General features: G+C 38.4%; 12 protein-coding genes. 2 read left to right on the top strand and 10 right to left on the bottom strand.

The window, feature by feature from the left end:
* Positions 1–28: 28 nt before the first annotated feature.
* From G622_RS0112345 to G622_RS0112300, 10 genes are all read right to left on the bottom strand, one after another.
* A complete protein-coding gene (locus G622_RS0112345) occupies positions 29–1510 on the bottom strand; it encodes an immunoglobulin-like domain-containing protein (protein WP_026510981.1) in 1482 nt (493 codons plus the stop codon).
* Between the two features lie 12 nt (positions 1511–1522).
* Positions 1523–2287, bottom strand: a complete 765-nt coding sequence (locus G622_RS0112340) for a type II secretion system F family protein (protein ID WP_081675303.1) — start codon at positions 2285–2287, stop codon at positions 1523–1525.
* Positions 2223–3413 carry a CpaF family protein gene (locus G622_RS0112335; RefSeq protein WP_044957613.1) on the bottom strand — a complete coding sequence of 397 codons (1191 nt, stop codon included), beginning with the start codon at positions 3411–3413 and terminating at the stop codon, positions 2223–2225. Before G622_RS0112335 ends, G622_RS0112340 begins: the two co-directional genes overlap by 65 nt.
* 40 nt (positions 3414–3453) lie before the next feature.
* Positions 3454–4407: a hypothetical protein gene (locus tag G622_RS0112330; protein ID WP_026510978.1), complete on the bottom strand. Its 954-nt coding sequence runs from the start codon at positions 4405–4407 to the stop codon at positions 3454–3456.
* Between the two features lie 24 nt (positions 4408–4431).
* A complete protein-coding gene (locus G622_RS0112325) occupies positions 4432–4857 on the bottom strand; it encodes a prepilin peptidase (protein ID WP_026510977.1) in 426 nt (141 codons plus the stop codon).
* A gap of 372 nt (positions 4858–5229) precedes the next feature.
* Positions 5230–5706 (bottom strand): flagellar export chaperone FliS, encoded by a 477-nt coding sequence (locus G622_RS0112320; RefSeq protein WP_026510976.1) that lies wholly within the window; start codon positions 5704–5706, stop codon positions 5230–5232.
* 13 nt (positions 5707–5719) lie between these two features.
* Positions 5720–7252, bottom strand: a complete 1533-nt coding sequence (locus G622_RS24675) for a flagellin N-terminal helical domain-containing protein (protein ID WP_049945830.1) — start codon at positions 7250–7252, stop codon at positions 5720–5722.
* Positions 7253–7276: 24 nt separating this feature from the next.
* Positions 7277–10471 (bottom strand): DUF6240 domain-containing protein, encoded by a 3195-nt coding sequence (locus tag G622_RS0112310; protein WP_026510975.1) that lies wholly within the window; start codon positions 10469–10471, stop codon positions 7277–7279.
* A gap of 99 nt (positions 10472–10570) precedes the next feature.
* Entirely contained in the window at positions 10571–12592 is a 2022-nt protein-coding gene (gene glgB, locus G622_RS22775) for a 1,4-alpha-glucan branching protein GlgB (RefSeq protein ID WP_081675301.1), read from the bottom strand.
* 54 nt (positions 12593–12646) lie between these two features.
* Positions 12647–16075: a tetratricopeptide repeat protein gene (locus G622_RS0112300; protein ID WP_026510974.1), complete on the bottom strand. Its 3429-nt coding sequence runs from the start codon at positions 16073–16075 to the stop codon at positions 12647–12649.
* Positions 16076–16337: 262 nt separating this feature from the next.
* Here G622_RS0112300 and rsmA point away from each other — a divergent pair, with 262 nt between their 5' ends.
* Together rsmA and G622_RS0112290 are read left to right on the top strand one after the other, a co-directional pair.
* Complete coding sequence (rsmA, locus tag G622_RS0112295; protein ID WP_026510973.1) at positions 16338–17204, top strand: 16S rRNA (adenine(1518)-N(6)/adenine(1519)-N(6))-dimethyltransferase RsmA; 867 nt, start codon at positions 16338–16340, stop codon at positions 17202–17204.
* A 19-nt stretch (positions 17205–17223) separates the two neighbouring features.
* Positions 17224–17988 (top strand): TatD family hydrolase, encoded by a 765-nt coding sequence (locus G622_RS0112290; RefSeq protein ID WP_026510972.1) that lies wholly within the window; start codon positions 17224–17226, stop codon positions 17986–17988.
* The last annotated feature ends 37 nt before the right edge of the window (positions 17989–18025 follow it).

The following is an 18025-nucleotide window of genomic DNA, read 5'->3' as shown; positions in this document are numbered from 1 at the left end:
AGTAACACCTTTGGGTGTTTACTTTTTATTAAAACGAAAGATATGCCGGTACCATGATCACAACCATTACTATGAAAAGCATCATGACCATTGGAACCAATAGCTTTGTCCCTGCCTCTTCTCCAAACTTTCTGGCATTAGACATTCTTTCCATCGTTGCTTTATCAGATTCTTCTCTCAAAAGATTCAGCATTTCACTGTTTCCCTTTTTCAGGTTTTGTGCCAGTAATGTCACAAGTCTTGCGTACTGCTGCGACCCGCATCTCACTCCAAGCCGTTCATAAACACTTATTTCAGGCACTCCGCTTTCAAGCTCATTGGAGCATTTTGTAATCTCATCATAGAGAAAACTTCGTTTTCTTCCCTCTTTTACCATTTTCTTGTATTCATCCGAAAATTTCAGAAAGATTCCCCTTACCGACATTCCGCTTCCCATATATAAAACGAGTCTTGATACAAAAGCCGGATATTCAAGGATCATTTGTCGCTTTCTCTCTTCCACCTGCTTTGTGAGGTCATTTTCTCCAAACAGAAAAATTGACGCTGCTGCCACCAAGGACAAAAGCAAAATCATGATGCTACTGTCATCCCTGTTTTCCTTCCACAAAACCACCATGCCATTTGCATCTTCAGGAACAGGAAATCTGTCTTTGTACCTGGTGATTTCTTCACTTTCTTTAAGCCGTCCTTCAAGCTCATGGTACAGTTCCTCTTCTTCGGTAAAATCCCTTGGAATAACCCTTATGTCAAATGTATGCTCCCATTCGTATTTCATATATGTAATCTCTGCAGTGAGCATAACCTTGGCGCCTGAAAAAGAAATATCATCATTTCCAACACTTCCATCAGAATGCAAAACATCTATATTGTCCGATTTCCATGAGATTTCAAAGGGGAATCCCTCTATTGACTGCGGAAGACTTAGCCCGCTTTTTACATGATCAAGATCCGTATTATTCTGAAGCATTTTTGTGGGTAGAACTTCTATCATTTCCTTATAGAGTTTATATGCTTCTTCTTTTGTGTATTCTATTTCACTTATCTTAAGATCAAACTCTCCCAGTTTTTCTCCGTACACATCCGTAGCGGTAAGTCTGGTTTCTTTTTCGCCTTTTCCATGGTCATTTCTTACAATTTCTCCATTCTCTGTTAAAGATGTACTCTTACCTGAGGTTATATAAGCAAGAAGCGATAGCGCTGACCCCATGAAAACAAGTATCAACATGGTACTGATCTTTTTTATGTAGTATGAAGTGACCTTCTTACCTATATCTGTGTCATTATTAAGTCTTTGAAGACTGTCTCTGACCCGCCTTCTTCCCGGTGATTTTAGAAACAATCTGCTGTTTTTGAGAAACCGCCTATATATGTATGTTGCAGCTCTTGAAAACAGTCTTTCAATACCATCCTCACACTCCAGATCATTTGGAATTTTTTCATCAAATGATAAAAATATCAGCAGCATGATAACTATGGGTATGACCAGATATAACACTATTAAGTATTTCATTTGAAATCTCCCTTATATCTCTATATCTATGATTTTCTGCGTAAATACATACGCAACAATATAAATCACCAGACAGATTGTCATTATGATGATTCCCAGAGGATTACCATATAAAGAATCGAAGAATCCGGGATTTGTCACACCAACATATGCCATGATTCCAAATGGAACCACCTCCATTATTTGTGCTTCCATGCGTTTTGCAGCAATCATTACATCGATTTCACTTTCCACGTCCATTCTTTTTCCTATAACATCTATGCATCTTTCTATAGTTTCAGCCATATTTCCTCCGCTCCTTTTTGCCACTGAGAAGACTCCGGCAAACTCCTCTATATCCCTGTTGTCTGTGCGTTTTCCCAATTCTGCCAACATAGCCTCAATGGTTATACTATTTCTTATACCCTGCTGGATTCTTTGAAGTTCCTTGCAGATAGGTGCACCTTTCCCATAGAGAATCTGCATGTCATGTATAGCTTCAGAAAAGGAATTCTCAATTGAATATCCTGCTTTTTCTGCTGCCAATACAGACATCATGGCATCCTTAAACTGAATACCAAGATCATGATTTTCTTTCTTTTGTTTTCTTTCCTTCTGCATAATGAACCATGGGATTGATAACGGAAACATCAGAATAGATGCAATGAAACTGCCATAGAACAGCTCTCCGATAATAAATAGGATTAAGATATTTCTAGCGATAAGTGGTATGTCAAAGGCTGTAACTTTTAAGCTTAAGACCCGCTGCTTCCAACTTTGATAAGCTTTCAAGCTCATTTTCACACCTCCATTCCCCTGCTATTTTTCCATTACTGTCAGTTCCTGTCTCATGGAACCTGAACAATGTTTTTATCTCTATTTCTCCTGTCATGTTTTCAACCTTTCCTGATAATTCACAAACCTCAAGCACTTTCCTTGATCTGTCTCTTAGTCTTCCGAGCTGTACAATAATGTCTATCCCTGATGCTATCTGACCTCTTACAGCTGAAAGCGGAAGATCCATTCCCATAAGAAACATCGTCTCCAGTCGCTTGAGCATATCTCTTGCTGTATTCGCATGCCCGGTTGACATAGATATATGCCCCGTATTCATAGCCTGAAGCATATCAACGCATTCATCTCCTCTTACTTCTCCTATTACAATGCGGTCAGGTCTCATTCGAAGAGATGACTTTATGAGGTCTCTTATAGTTATTGGCTTACATCCCTCCACATTTGCGTTTCTCGTTTCCATACGGACTATATTGGGTACGTGAAGGATCTGAAGTTCTGCATTATCTTCAATCGTAATCACTCTCTCATCTCTCGGAATACTGTCGGATAATGCATTTAAGAACGTCGTTTTTCCTGATCCCGTTCCTCCTGAAACAAAAATGTTATAACCGGCTTTTACCAAAGTTTGTAAATATTCTGCAAGTTCATTTCTTAATGCTCCAAATTCTATCAGCTTTTCCATTGTGATCGGAGTATCGGGAAATCTTCTTATGGTCAAAATAGGTCCATTCAAAGCCACGGGTGGCAAAACAACATTTACACGTGCGCCATTTTCCAGTCTTGCATCCACAATAGGTGATGCTTCATTGACAACTCTGTTACACTTGCTTACTATTTGCTGAATTACATCCTCCAGTTTTTGCGCTGATTCAAATTTCAGTTCATGCTTGTATAAACTTCCATTTTTTTCTACAAAAATATTATTCATTCCATTTACCATAATTTCTGTTATCTCAGAATCATCAACAAGAAGTTGCAGAACATCAAGCTTTCTGATTGAATAAAAAAGTTCTTTCCTAAGTCTTAGCTTTTCATTTAATGAAATACTTTGTTCTCTGCTATAATCAATAATTCCCTTATCAATTCGTTCAAGCATTTCATCATCTGATATATCCCTGGAAAAATCCATGCCAGCCAGAATTCTTTCTCTGATTTCTGACTTGAGCTTATCATGCTCCAATTCTGCCACCTCCGGTTACTCTGTGTAGCTTATTCATGTCAAAATCCTCATCTCTTTGCAGATCATTTATCAGCAAATCCACTCTTTTTTGTGAAATGTAGTCATTATCATGAATTACATACAACTCATCACACAAATTAAGAGCATCAAAGAGATCCGGCATCCCATCTGAAATATCAAAAACTATAGTGTCATATTTTTCTGTTTCAGCTATTTTCCTGAAGAGCTTTGCATATTCACTGCTTTTTATCATTCTTCCCTGACTTGGTATATGGCATACCGGTACAAAATCCAATTCCTTATCATGCTTAACTATTCTTTCAAGATAGATTCCGAATTTATCATCAGAACATTCCGCAAAATATATTAGATCTGCAATTGTTTCATTGTATTCCGGATTTCTGAGAATTTTGCTGGTACAAAAACTATCCGTATTTATATATAGTATCTTTTCTTTAGCTGCCATTTTCCCGGCATAATCCATTACTTCTGCCGTCTTATCTTTGCTATATCTGGGTGTATAAAATCCTGTTATTGTGAGACTGTTACTTTGATCTTTACCATTTCCTTTAACAACTATTTCAGGAATATCCAGGCACATACTGAGTATGCTGTCAGTAATATTCTCACTCCTTTGATATTTATCAATAAATCTGATATCTGAATCTTCACACCCGTAATAGCTTTCTTTTTCCTCAAGGACATTTTCCTTTTCCTTAAGAACGAGTATATGTTTAAAACCAAAGGGTATTTTCTTTTCAAACAACGACTGAGATATCAGAAGAAGAATATTTTTGCCACTGCTTGTAAATTCCGAAAGTCTTGTGATATCCGTAATTCCATAAATACTAAACGGAATGCTCAGGTTATCTCTTATATAGCTGTCCAGTTTATGGCAGTAATTTTTATCACTGTCACAAATTATCAGTAAATTGTTTTTCATTTTTGTCCTTTCTTGTTATGAATTTCAGATGAGAATGCATTTCCCTGTGACCAGCAAAGTACTGATGAGAATCGGTAATGCAAAATGAATTGTCTGATGCAAATTCTTTTTCTTGATGACTTTTATCAATCCGAAAACCGCACCGATAAAAAAAGCAATTACAACTATTGAAATCATTTCTTCAGTTGAAAGAAATATAGAAATGCTTGTTAAAAGCTTTAAGTCTCCGCCGCCAATTCCTTTAATCAGATAAACCGGAAGCAGTAACAAAAAAGTAATGGCAGCTCTAAGTATCAAAAACAAAATTGATTGATCGTTACCGGCTCCAAAAAAGCTCAATGAAACACCAGTCACAAATCCACAGAGGAGCCATACATTAAATATTTTATTTTTATACACATCCGTTATTGCCGATCCTGTTACCAGGCAATACAAAATCGAAGTCGTCATAATAATCTCTGTCATCCTTTCATTAAGAGATAAGATAAACATGCCGGTGTTTGTGCGAGTGCACAGATGAGCTTAGTATGAACAGGGAGGGCTATGAAAGCCTGCACCGGCATATTTAGATTTTTACACTGATTGCTGCTCACATCCATTGGTTGAGCAACGCTAGCGATATTAGCACCATGTTTTTTGCGGTGCAATAGGGAAAAATTTTGGAGTTTTATTTCGATATTTTTATTAAGAATTTCTTAATATTCCGCATAAATGCGATAAAAAAGCCAAACAAACAATCCGAAAATTGTTTGTTTGGCAAAAACATTAATTATAGGAAGAAAAATTTTTCCAAAAAATAAATCTTAAATTTTATTTAATTTCTTAAGCCATATATCCTCTGGATGTATAATTGTCCGAAACGCTCTCTGTCAGACGGCTTTTTCCATAGGTTAACCCAACATAAACCTTTGGAACATTTGTCATCAGCGCTTCTTCTTTATTTTGCTCCTCCAACTTAAGATATGCTTCATGAAGAGAATCAAAAGTTTTCTTCACATGAGTTAAGTCATCTTTACTTCTCTTTGCTATAGACTTTAATATTTGTCCTTTTTCAAAAATATATAAAGAGAGTAGATTTTTCCCAAGTTCATAGCCAAGGTTAAGTGAATGAATCAGCTCATCAATACAATTCATTGATTTTGACAGCTCTTCTGCAAAGCCTTTTTCATCGCCTTCTTCAAGCTTTCGCTCTCCTTCACTGATATAGTCAAGAATCATCTCGTACAAAATTGTGATCATCTGGGTTTTATTGGCCATGGTTATTCTACGTGTATATGCCAAAATCAGGTCCTGCGTCATAATTTATACCTCATTATTGGAGAAGCTGTAATATCTGTTGCGGTCTTTCATTTGCCTGAGCAAGCATGCTTGTTCCTGCCTGCGAAAGAACCTGTTGTGTAGAATATACTGTCATCTCATCAGCCATATCTACATCCATTATTCTTGAATAAGCAGCTGTCATATTTTCACTGGTTGTATTAATGTTGCTGACTGTATGATCCAGTCTGTTCTGATAAGCTCCAAGCCTGCTTCGTATAGCAGATATTTTCTGTATTGCACTTCCTATATCTGTTATCGCCTGATCTGCACCTGTATGAGGAGCCTCCTTTATTCTCTCATCAGCAGCTCTTTCAATTTCTTTCGTGTATTCCCAGAAATTCTCCTGTATTTGAGCCTTTTTTTGATCATAATCCGGATCCCACGGGTCCAGTCCAGCAATTTCAGAATTACTCCTTCTTAGTTTCTCAACTATTTTTCTTGCTTCATCCACATTTATGAAATGATATGGCTCTTCATCTTTTAGCCCCCTGGTATAATCTATGACTCCTTCTTTACTGTTATAAAATGTTGTATCGATTATATCTTCAGCAGTTATTTCGCTTCCATAAAGATACTGAGCGACCTCATCACTATTTAGAAATTCAACCGCATCTATGAGATCTGTCTTATATGTTCTGCTGACATCTACATAAGCTATACCAAGATTCGACAATGTAACTCTGGGTATTCTTATATCAAGCACCTGCCCCTCATTGGCACCAACCTGCATTGTCATTGCACCTTTTCTTGTTAGTTCAAGATCAATTCTCTCGCCTTTTAGATTTTTATTTACTTTTATTTCCAGCTCTTTTCCATCTCTTGTGGATATTTTCAGCAAATCTCCATCCACAGAAACGCTTGCCTGATACATGTAATTAATCTCTGTTTCCCGACCCTGATACTTTGTTATTTTTGTTACATCAATTTTTACAGAATCAGTCCTATAGCCGTTTGAATCAAGAAGCGTTATTTTTCCTGAATTATCGTCGTAGGAGCAATAAATCTCCTCAAAGTAGTAATTCCCGCTATCAATGACATCTGAATAAGTGTTTACTGTAACCAGCGGATCAGTATCTTTATCAAGGGTAGAATAACCGCGAAAATCAAATGATCCATCAAGCAGAGTCTGTCCATTAAACTGTGTAGCATCTGATATTCTTGTTATTTCATCCTTCAGCTGAGCTATTTCATCCTGAATTATCTCAAGATCACTGTCGCTATTGGTTCCATTAGCTGCCTGAATAGCAAGCTCGCTCATTCTCTGAAGAATATCATGGACTTCTGAAAGTGTTCCATCAGCAGTCTGTATTACCGATATTCCATCTCCGGAGTTGCCGCCTGCCACACCGAGACCTTTAATCTGTGCATTCATTCGCCTTGATATCGCCAGTCCTGACGGATTATCCTTAGCATTTGCGATTTTTAAACCGCTAGAGAGTCTTTCAATTGACTCTGCGAGCTTATTGTCATTAGCAACCAGCGCATTATTTGCGATCATTGCTGAAATATTATAATTTACCTGCATGATGACCTCCGATTCTGATATTAACTATACCGAGTGTACAAAAATCTCTGCCATCCTTAGCAATGTTCGCTTATCGAAAACTCCATTTCCCGATCCCGTTACTGCAGATCCTGCTTCTTGTCTACGGTAAAAAACTCCAATATTTTCAGGTTCTACAGACAAGTTCTCTTCCTTCTCTGATAGACCTCTGATAAATTTCTCCTTCACATCCGACAAATATTCGGATAAATCCTCTGTTTGCCGGTAAGCTGAAGCAAATGCACCAATAACCTTATTTTCACTTACAGTCATGGCCATCGATACCTGCCCAAAATCAGGTGTTTCAATCTCAGCTTCAACACGGCTTCCATCCAGTTCATTTTCTTTAAAAGTGACGTGCATCGATACAAGTCTGCCATCAATCTCAACAGGGATTTCGTAGCTTTCCTGCTTTGACATCTTAGAGGCAACTGTCAGCTGTTTTTGCATAAGATGTATTGTCTTTACATCAATATAAGAATCAGCTTCTTCCATCAGGAGTTCGTTCAAACTCTCTGATAATCCCATTAATTTTTCTTCATAAGCACTCTCATAATCATCGCTGTCAATTAAATCCTGAAGCATCTCCTGTCTCACCTCTTTAAAGGCAAGAGTGGCCATTTTTTCTGCAAGACTCCAAACAGAATTATTCCTTCCTTTTCTTCCGGACTTTAGATTTATAAGTGCCTGAACCATATCTGTATTTGCTGCAATACCATGCTTTTCAAGCTCTGTCACTATTTCATCTGTGGATTGAAGCGCAGCGATTTTTCGCATTTCCTTTGCTTTTTCACTGTAATACTCTTTTTCTGCGCTCTGTCCTTCCAGGGAAGTCTCTTCCATCGCCAGTTTTTCTGCAAGTTCATCCAGAAGCATTTCTTCTTTCGCATCTGCCTTAAGCAATTTCTCCGGCTCTAGATTTTGATAAACAATATCAGCGCTTTCACTATAATGCATAAATGCTGATTCTATCTGCGAAGAGATGGATTTACTATCGGTATCTCTACCTATAAGCCCGCCAAAATCATCATCGACTTTATAATCTAAACCCTTTTTCTCTTTCTTAAGCGTTCTTGTGGCAGATAACAGATTCTCTATCGTCATTTCAGCACCTGTCTCCAAAACAACGCCTATTGCTGCGTTATCTGTGATTTTCAGATTATGAAAAAGTCTGTATATTCCTATATATGTTTCCTTCTCTTCAGGTGTTATTTCGGCATTCTTTTCGAGTTTATAAAGAAATCTGGAATACTTTTCTTCCTGCTTTGAGGAATCTCCCTTATCCTGTCTGCCAAGCTCATCGCTAAGCTCATTTATAGTCATCTTCAAGGGATTATGCCCGTCCCTTATCATATTAAGAACTGCTCCGGGCTTTAACTTATTTACAGTATTCATAAGTTTTTCATCAATTGTACGAACACTTTCAATGTTTTCTTTAGTGATCTCCATATGGTTATAACCAAGGATTCTCACTGCCCGTCTGTTTTCTTCATTTATCTCCTGACCCTGATCCTTAAGCAGTGTGTCAATATTCCTAAATGCCTTTTTTATATTATCCCCAAGATCAGCTCTTACCTCTGTGCCAACTGCTTCATAGGTCTTTCCGGCCTTGTCATATCTTTGCTTTAAAGTCTTAGCCTCCTGATATATATCGCCAAAGTTTTCACTCTCTAAAAGATTATCTCTGCCTGCAATATCAACAGGGAAAAGCTTAAGCTCAGCCACTTTTGCCGTTGTCTCTTCAAACAGCAGATACTTTGAGCTGTCTTCTTCAGAAAATAGTTCATTGCCAAGGCTCTCAATTTCCTTCGTAAGTGCTTCGATCACCTGTTTAATGGGCTCTGTTTCAAGCTTAAAGCCTTTATCCAAAAGTCTTAAATTTGCACTGACAGTCATTGAAAGTCTAATCTCTTCCAATTGTTTTCTTGCTTCAAGAAATTCTCTTCTCTCATCATTATTCCCGGCTTCTTCCGGATGATTCACAAATTCTCTATTTACATTTTCAATGACATTTTTTTCAGAACTTACGGTATCTTCAGGCATAGGAAGTCTATGCTCATCTGATAGCGCTTTATCAGTGCCTGCTTTTTTATCGTTATCTAAATCTTTTTGCTCAGCACTAAGGTTTTCAATATTTAAAACTTTATCCTCTGACAATACTCTTTCTATAGCTTTATCAGAAATATTTGTAACTTCATCAGCTATCTCAATAGCCTTAAGTAAATTATTGCTCTCAGTATTATCATTGATTACAGCAGCATTTCTGTTTGAGATTGAAACCGCTGTCAATTTAACTATTTCTTCTTCACTGATAGGCAATTCAATGCTGCCAAGTTCATGGACTTTTTTCACATTATCTGTTGTAAGAGGTATTCCTTCCTCTATCATCCATCTGGCTTCTTCAAGGTTCTTTTTATCAGATGAATCAAGTCCGGACTCATCAATAATTCTTTTAACCTGATCCTCTACTGCATCCCATTCAAGCTTTTCAGCCTTTGTTCCATAATAGCCTTCTGTCTCAAGTGCAATATAGGTTCCGGTTTTTCTGTTCTGTCCGTTTGTGGCATGTTCTGCCATGTAAATATTATCAATGGTAGGCTCCATGTTATTCAGTGTCATGTATTTTAGCGCACCATCACTGATAGCAGTTATATCCTTGATTTTATCTATAGCTGCTACAATTTCCTTTACATTCTCCTGTGTAAGTGGAATATCATTTTCATGAAAAGATGAAGCAATCTCATTTGCCAGACCACTGCTTCCTGTGATCTGCTCAAGCTCCTTAGCTGATAAGTCATCTGTATATCCGATAATCTCTGTTCCTGACACGGCTAGTGTTGCCTTAATTTTATCAAGAATGGTCACAGATTCCTCCGGACTCATCTCTCCGAAGTCAAATCCATCCGCTGCTGCCTTTGCAAAATCATCAGCGGACATATTATTTGCCATTATAGACATGTAGTTATGTCGAACAGCAGTATCTGTGTTCTGCGCTTCTGCAATAATGTCATTTTTTGTCTTCCCATTATTTGCATATGCCTGATTATTTAGAAAATTACCATTAAGATCAACTGCAAATGCACCTTTTACGTTACCGTTCTTCTGGTATGCAGATGTGTAAATCTGACCTGCGTCCATGCTTTTTAATGGTCTGTCTAAATCGGATTCCATTCCATTTATTGTATTTAAATTCACGTTCATTTATATTCTCCGATTTCTAAGCAAAAGAAAAAAGGTGACAACACCTATAGTGTTTATCACCTTTTATTTCGGAATATTTTTTTTAAATCTTAATGATCCTTATTTTGCTTTCTTAGTTGTTGTCTTTTTGGTTGCTTTCTCTACATCTTTTTTCTCAGCAGGCTTCTTAGCGCTTGCTTTTTCTACAACCTTCTTTTCATCAACCTTTTTTGCCTCCGGATTCTGGAAAACAAAAAGCTCTGCACCATATGGCGGTATTGTCATCGTTATACTATAATCCTTGTAATCGCAAAGTCCCGGAACAGCTTTTATACTATCCGGTATTCCAGTACCACATCCAGCATACTTTTTGTCCGCACTATCAAGAATATGCTTATAAGTTCCTGCAAACGGAACTCCAACCTTATAATCCCTGACTTCCATAGGTGTGAAGTTAATTACAAAAAGAATATTATCCTTACCATTGGCAGCTCTTCTGTAGAAACTGTAAATGCTGTGGTCCGCATCATTTGCATTAATCCATTCAAAACCGCCCCAATCGTTATCTACTTCGTAAAGTGCAGGATATTTACGATAAATCTCTAATAAATCTCTTACATAATCCTTCATTCCGCGATTGAGATCTTCCTGAAGAAGGAACCAGTCAAGCTCTCTTTTCTCACTCCATTCACGTTCCTGTCCAAAATCCTGTCCCATGAAGAGCAGCTTTTTACCGCTATGGCCGAACATAAAAGCGTAACCTGCACGAAGATTAGCGTATTTGTCCACCTTATAGCCAGGCATTTTCTCAACCATTGAACACTTAAGATGAACAACTTCATCGTGTGAAAGCGGAAGGATATAGTTTTCAGCATTATTATAGCTCATGGCAAATGTCATCATGTGATGAGCGCCTTTTCTGAAATACGGATCAAGCTTCATATATTCACAAAAATCATGCATCCACCCCATATTCCATTTGAAGCTGAAATTAAGACCATCATCTTCAACAGGAGCTGTAATCTTAGGCCATGCTGTAGATTCCTCAGCAATCATCATAACATCAGGATAAGTTCCTCTTACTACGCTGTTAAGATGTTTAAAGAATTCAATGGCTTCATAATTCTTGTTACCACCATCTTTATTAGGAACCCACTGTCCATCCCTCTTACCATAATCAAGATAAAGCATGGATGCCACTGCATCAACACGGAGACCATCGATATGAAACTCCTTGATCCAGAAAAGAGCATTTGCAATAAGGAAATTCTTTACTTCATTTTTTGCAAGATTAAAAATCTTGGTTCCCCAATCCGGATGTTCACCCTTTCTCGGATCCGGATCTTCATAAATACATGTACCATCAAAACAGCCAAGGCCGAATTCATCAGGACAAAAATGCGCCGGAACCCAGTCAAGAATTACACCGATATTATTTTTATGTAAAAGATTTATCAGATACATAAAATCAGTAGGCTCGCCATATCTGGAGGTCGGTGCATAATATCCTGTCACCTGATATCCCCATGAGCCGTCAAAAGGATGTTCAGCTATACCTATCAGCTCGATATGTGTATACTTCATCTCCTTTAAATATTCAACTACTCTGTCAGCAAATTCTCTATAACTGTAAAAGCCATCCTCTGTTCCATCCGGATGCTTCATCCATGACCCAATATGACATTCGTAGATGGCAATCGGCTGTCTATTCAGATCCTTACCTTTTTTGCTTGAATACCACTTGTCATCACTCCATTTAAACTTTGATAAATCCGTTGTTCTTGAAGCATTACCAGGTCTCAGTTCAGCATAATTTGCGTACGGATCTGCTTTATAGAGTTTTCTACCATCAGGAGTACGAATAAGATATTTGTACAGTTCTCCTGTACCTACTCCAGGAATGAATAATTTGTAAATTCCCATGTTTCCGATTTTTTCCATCGGATACATTTCCTCATCCCATCCATTGAAGGATCCTATAACATGTACTGATTCGGCATTAGGTGCCCAAACAGCAAAAAACATCCCCTTTACGCCATTTTCCTCTGAGACATGTGCCCCTAGTTTTTTGTAAATATCATAATGAGTACCTTGTCCAAATAAATACTCATCCGCATCTGAAATAAAAACTGTCTGACCCATATCTAATCCCCTTTTAGAAAAATTTTGCATAAACATTATAGCATAAACATATATTTAATGAAGGAAATCCTTCTCTCGAAGAATTATCATGTCTTCCTTATCAAATCGTTTTCTGAACAAAACATCAAAATAATGCCCTACTGAATACTTATCAGCATAGTAAATGGCATCATCTACCATTTCCTTAACTTCAGAAACAGTCACCTCATGATCCAAAGTCTGTCTCTCGGAAATCTTCTGATGAAGCGCAAGAATTCCAAGATTGTCGATAACGTGCTCCTTCTCTAAAGCATATTGCTCAGCATATGCCACCAGAGAATCATCATCAAGAGCCTCTATATCTACTCGAACATTGAAGCATTTTTTAAGATCCGGATATTTATCAAGGAGTCTGTCTATATCATCCTTGGTATCCTCAATAACGACGATGTATCCCTTGTTCTCGCTCTGCAGCTGCTTTAACAAAGTGATAACCGTATCTTCTTTTAAATCTGCAGCTCTTCTGATAATAAGAGCTCCATTAACAATCTTATCAAGAATTGAACTTACAGAGCTTTTATTCAGCTTGATTGCTGTGATCATAGCAACCTTACCTGAAAAATTATCATCTGTAGCCTGAACAGCTTTGATAAGTCCCTTTGCAAGGTTAACTGTACCTGCGCCCTCTTCACCTGTAACTATGGCATTATTTGTGTATGCAGCCATACTAAGGCTGTCTATAGCACGAACTATCTGCCTTCTGGATTTTTTATGATGGATATAAGGTCCAAACAGTCCCTTTTCCTCGGGAGTCATAACACGGACTCTCTCATCTATTCCTTTATCATCCTTATCATCTTCGAGATCCACATGCTCATTTACTTCTGAGACTTCTGCTTCTTCTTTGGCAGATTCTGTTGTTTCTTCTACAAATTCTTCCTTATCTTCTGCACCAGCATTTTGAGTTGTTTCACTATACCGGGCGTCTTCTTTCTTTTCCTTAACGGACTCTCTGACAGCCTTTTCTATTTCTTCACTGCTAATCTCTGTTGTTTCACCAAGATCCACCTCTGCTGCCCTGGTGTTTTCTTCAGGCTCCTTAGAGGGTTCCTCCTCTACTCCCAAGTACTTAGCTGTCTCTAAATCCTCTCCTGTAATGAGAACCATTGACTGAGTATTTTGAAGGTCATCAACAGTCTTAATCTCAGACTGATCTTCCTCAGTAATAGCTTCATTATCAGAAAGCTCCTGCTGCGTGGTATCTATTTCATCACTCGCATATTCATCAGAAGAAAGCTCCTCATTTTCCGGCTCTTGGGCATAGAAGTCATTACTTTCCTGCTCTGCATTTGAACTTTCTGTATTTAACAGTGTTTCATTATCAGTCAGTTCTTCACTACTTACCGATTCCTCACCCTTTGAATCGATATCTTCTTCATAATTAACATCGTCTATAGAACCGGCTTCAGAAACTAATGGCTCCTCAATGGCACTATCCGCTGAGGTGATCTGCTCATTCTGTATTTCAGCATTAGATTTAATCAAAGCTTCTTCAGGCGAGATTTCACCATCAAGCATAGGCGATACAAGATTTTGGTCAAATTCCTTAAAAAGCTCACCTGTCTCTGAGTCAGCCAGCTTTTTAACTTTCTTGTATTGCTGATCCTGTTGCTGCTTTTTATAGTTTTCCCAGTCCTGCATAAACTCATTAATGCTTATCTGACCGGTTATCTGTTTCTCTACCTGCTTGGAATCATCGATAGCAAGACTTATCTGACCATCATATTCCTGAGAAAGCATCTTATCGAAGGAATTATTGATCTGATATCTTACATTTGGCTTGATCACCGCACCGGGAACTTCATCCTGTAATGGCTCGTCCGTGAAAACCGCACCCTTATACATTGCATGATCCTGCATAGCAGAAGCAGCAAGATTAGCTGCTATTTCCTTATCCTTTAATTCCTCAGCAATTGAGGCACTTTGCGGACTGGTAGGCAGCATATCTCTAGCCTGTTCTATTTCCTCCGCATTCCATATCTTTGTATCAGTATCTGCTACAGCCTCTCTTTTTGATTGAGATGCAAGTTTCGTTACAGGCATTTCAAAAAATGCTCTACTCTCTCCTGCTGCCTGTTCGCTTTCCTGCTCATTCTGCAGTTCTGCATACTGCTCCCCACCGTATTGATCAGTAGACTCAAAGCTTTGTCCTTCAACGGGAGTCTGTGCTAAGTCTTCAGTCACCGCAGCTTCATTTACAGGCATTTGATAGACACTATTGTCAACCGGAGCTGTTCTGTCTTCATAAAAGAGCTCTGACATCGAAGGCTTTAAAATCTCTCCTGTGGTGTCAAACATTTCTCCTGTATCAAGGTTCTCTGTCTCATCACCCTCTTTAACAACCTGAGGCCCGTGTGCATCAGCAAAAAGAGCTGCATCAGGATTCTCTGTAAGCATATCCTTAAGGTTTGCAGCAATTTCCTTCTGCAGATCAACAGTATTATATGTATCCACATTAACAGTAGGTACTGAGAATGAATCTTCTAATGGCGTCTCATACTGAAGCTCTTCCTGCGGTCTGTCATAAACCATGGTATCCTGAGACAGATTCTCCGAAACCGGTGCTTCATATGCAGTCTGTCCATAAGCCTGTTCTGCATATGTCTGCTGCTGTAAATCCTGCGCATAATTATTTTGTGCATAAGGCTGCTGCGCAACATTTTGATTATCATAATAAGCAGCATCTGATGAATAGTTATAACCAGCAGATGTACTTAGCTGTTCATCTGATATTTCCGGAAGTTCTCTTGTGGGAGACTTTCTTGCATCCACCACATCTTTTCCCGGAACAGAATCCTGCATATCCGGTGCATATAAGCTGCCACTGGTTTCTGCCTTATATTTTGCATAAACTGCTTTTTGTTCAGGGGAAAGAGGCTCATGAAGAGCTTTTAATTCAAGAGCTTTAATTACATATCGGCCCTCTCTCATGTACAGGAAAAGTTCGTCACATTCCTCTATACATTCTGTAGTGAGTCCGACTCTGTGATATAGATAGGCCAATTCATACGCCCATTTTTCGTTGTAGTCGTGCTTTTTATATTCCTCCAGTACGGCAATACGTTCCTCAAGGCTTACTTCCTGAGCCTCATACAGCTTGTACTGCAGAATATATCTGGCTGTGTTTCGTGGAGCAAGTCTCACAAATTCCTTGTAATACTCGACTGCCTGGACAAATTCTCCCATAGCAATAGCAAGCTCACAGAGTGAGTATACAATCTCTCTTCTCGTCGGACTTCTGTCATATGCGAGAAGTAAGATATCCCTGCTCTCCTCCAGCCTCCTGTTTACCTTATACAGATCACTGATTGCACAAAGCATACCGACACTCTTAACTCTCTTCCAGTCAATTGTGTCGGCAATCCTTACTGCTTCTGCAAAGCGCTGTGCCCTAATCAGCGATTTTATCTCTTCTGCTCGAATTTTATATTCTGTTTTATCCAAAATATTGTCCTCTAAAACTTTTTCATACTACATCTAGTGAAATTTTAGCATAGCAACGTTTTGATGTCAAAAATCACGATGTTTAATTTTCGCTTATTTCTGCGGTTTTTCTCGAATTTAATTTCATAATGTGGCAAAATAATAAATGTACTGATAGAATAACTAGACAAATCAATATTTCATTAAACATTACTACCTGATTGTTTTAGTCTGAAGCATTTTAAAAGCATAATGAAAATAATTTTATAAACGGAGAATATTTATGCCTACACTTGGATGTGCGTCCGGAACACGGGCAATTATTGAAAAGTATAATCTGAGTATACAAAAGAAATTTGGCCAGAACTTCCTTATAGATGATTCTGTTTTAAGCACAACTGTCAAAGCTGCCGGAATTACAGATAGCGATACAGTTTTGGAGATTGGTCCCGGTATCGGTACCATGACACAATATATAGCTGAAAGTGCCGGGAAGGTTATCGCTGTCGAAATCGATAAGATGCTCATTCCCATACTTGCTGATACATTATCAGACTATAATAATGTGACAGTCATAAATGAAGATATTTTAAAATTCGATATAGAAAAAGCTGTTCAGGAAGAAAATAATGGCAAACCAATAAAAGTTGTTGCCAACCTTCCGTATTATATTACTACGCCCATACTTATGAGACTGCTTGAAAGTGAGCTTCCCATAGACAGTATCACCGTAATGGTTCAAAAAGAGGTAGCTGACAGAATGGCAGAAAAACCGGGTTCCAAAGACTATGGAGCTTTATCTTTAGCTGTTCAATACTACACGGAACCTACCATGGTTCAGGTTGTTCCTCCAAGCTGTTTTATTCCTCAGCCCGGAGTTGACTCTGCTGTTATTAGTTTAAAATGCCACAAGAATCCTCCTGTAGATGTTGTTGACTCAAAATTCATGTTTTCTGTTATCAGGGCAGCCTTTGCACAAAGACGTAAAACCCTTTCCAATGGCGTTGCAAACGGAAACCTTGGTCTTGACAGACAACAGGTAGTATCCGCACTTGAAGAGATGGGGCTTAATCCATCAATTCGCGGGGAAAAACTGAGCTTGGAAGAATTTGCCAGACTCGCAAATTTACTCTATCCCCTGACTAAGTAAAGCATTTTAAGGAGAACTAATGATTTTTGAAACACACGCTCATTATGATGATGAGGCATTTGATAGCGACAGAGATTTACTTTTATCCTCTATGAAGGAAAATGGAATTGGAACTATTGTAAACGCAACTTCCAGTAAACGAACTGTAGAACAATCTATTGAACTGACGAAAAAATATCCATTCATTTATACAACCATAGGTGTACACCCCAGTGATTCTGCTGAAATGAACGATTCAGAATTGAAATGGCTCGAAGAAATGTGTTCTTATGAGAAAGCCGTAGCCGTTGGCGAAATTGGTCTCGATTATCATTACGATGAACCGTCAAAAGACATCCAGAAAAAGTGGTTTGAGGCCCAGATAGAAATGGCAAAGCGCACAAAACTCCCTGTTATCATTCACTCAAGAGATGCTGCTAAGGATACTCTTGATATGATGAAAGCTTTAAATGCCAGAGAAGTTGGCGGTGACATTCACTGTTTCTCCTATTCAGTTGAAACAGCAAGAGAATATCTTAATATGGGATTTTTCCTGGGAATCGGCGGAGTAATAACTTTCAAAAACGGAAGAAAACTTCGTGAAGTTGTCGAGTATGCTCCCATTGAGCAGCTCGTTATAGAAACCGATTCTCCTTATCTATCACCTGAACCCTACAGAGGAAAAAGGAATTCTTCCCTTAACCTGCTGTTTGTCATAGAAAAGATTGCTGAAATCAAGAATCTTTCCGCAGAAGAAGTCATTGCCATTACAGACAATAATGCCAGAAGACTTTATCATCTGTAATATTCGACTTCATGCAGCCTTGACCAGAATAGGCTTC

The organism is Butyrivibrio sp. LC3010, assembly GCF_000424385.1.
GTDB lineage: Bacteria > Bacillota > Clostridia > Lachnospirales > Lachnospiraceae > Butyrivibrio.
This window is presented reverse-complemented; position numbering and strand designations above follow the sequence as displayed.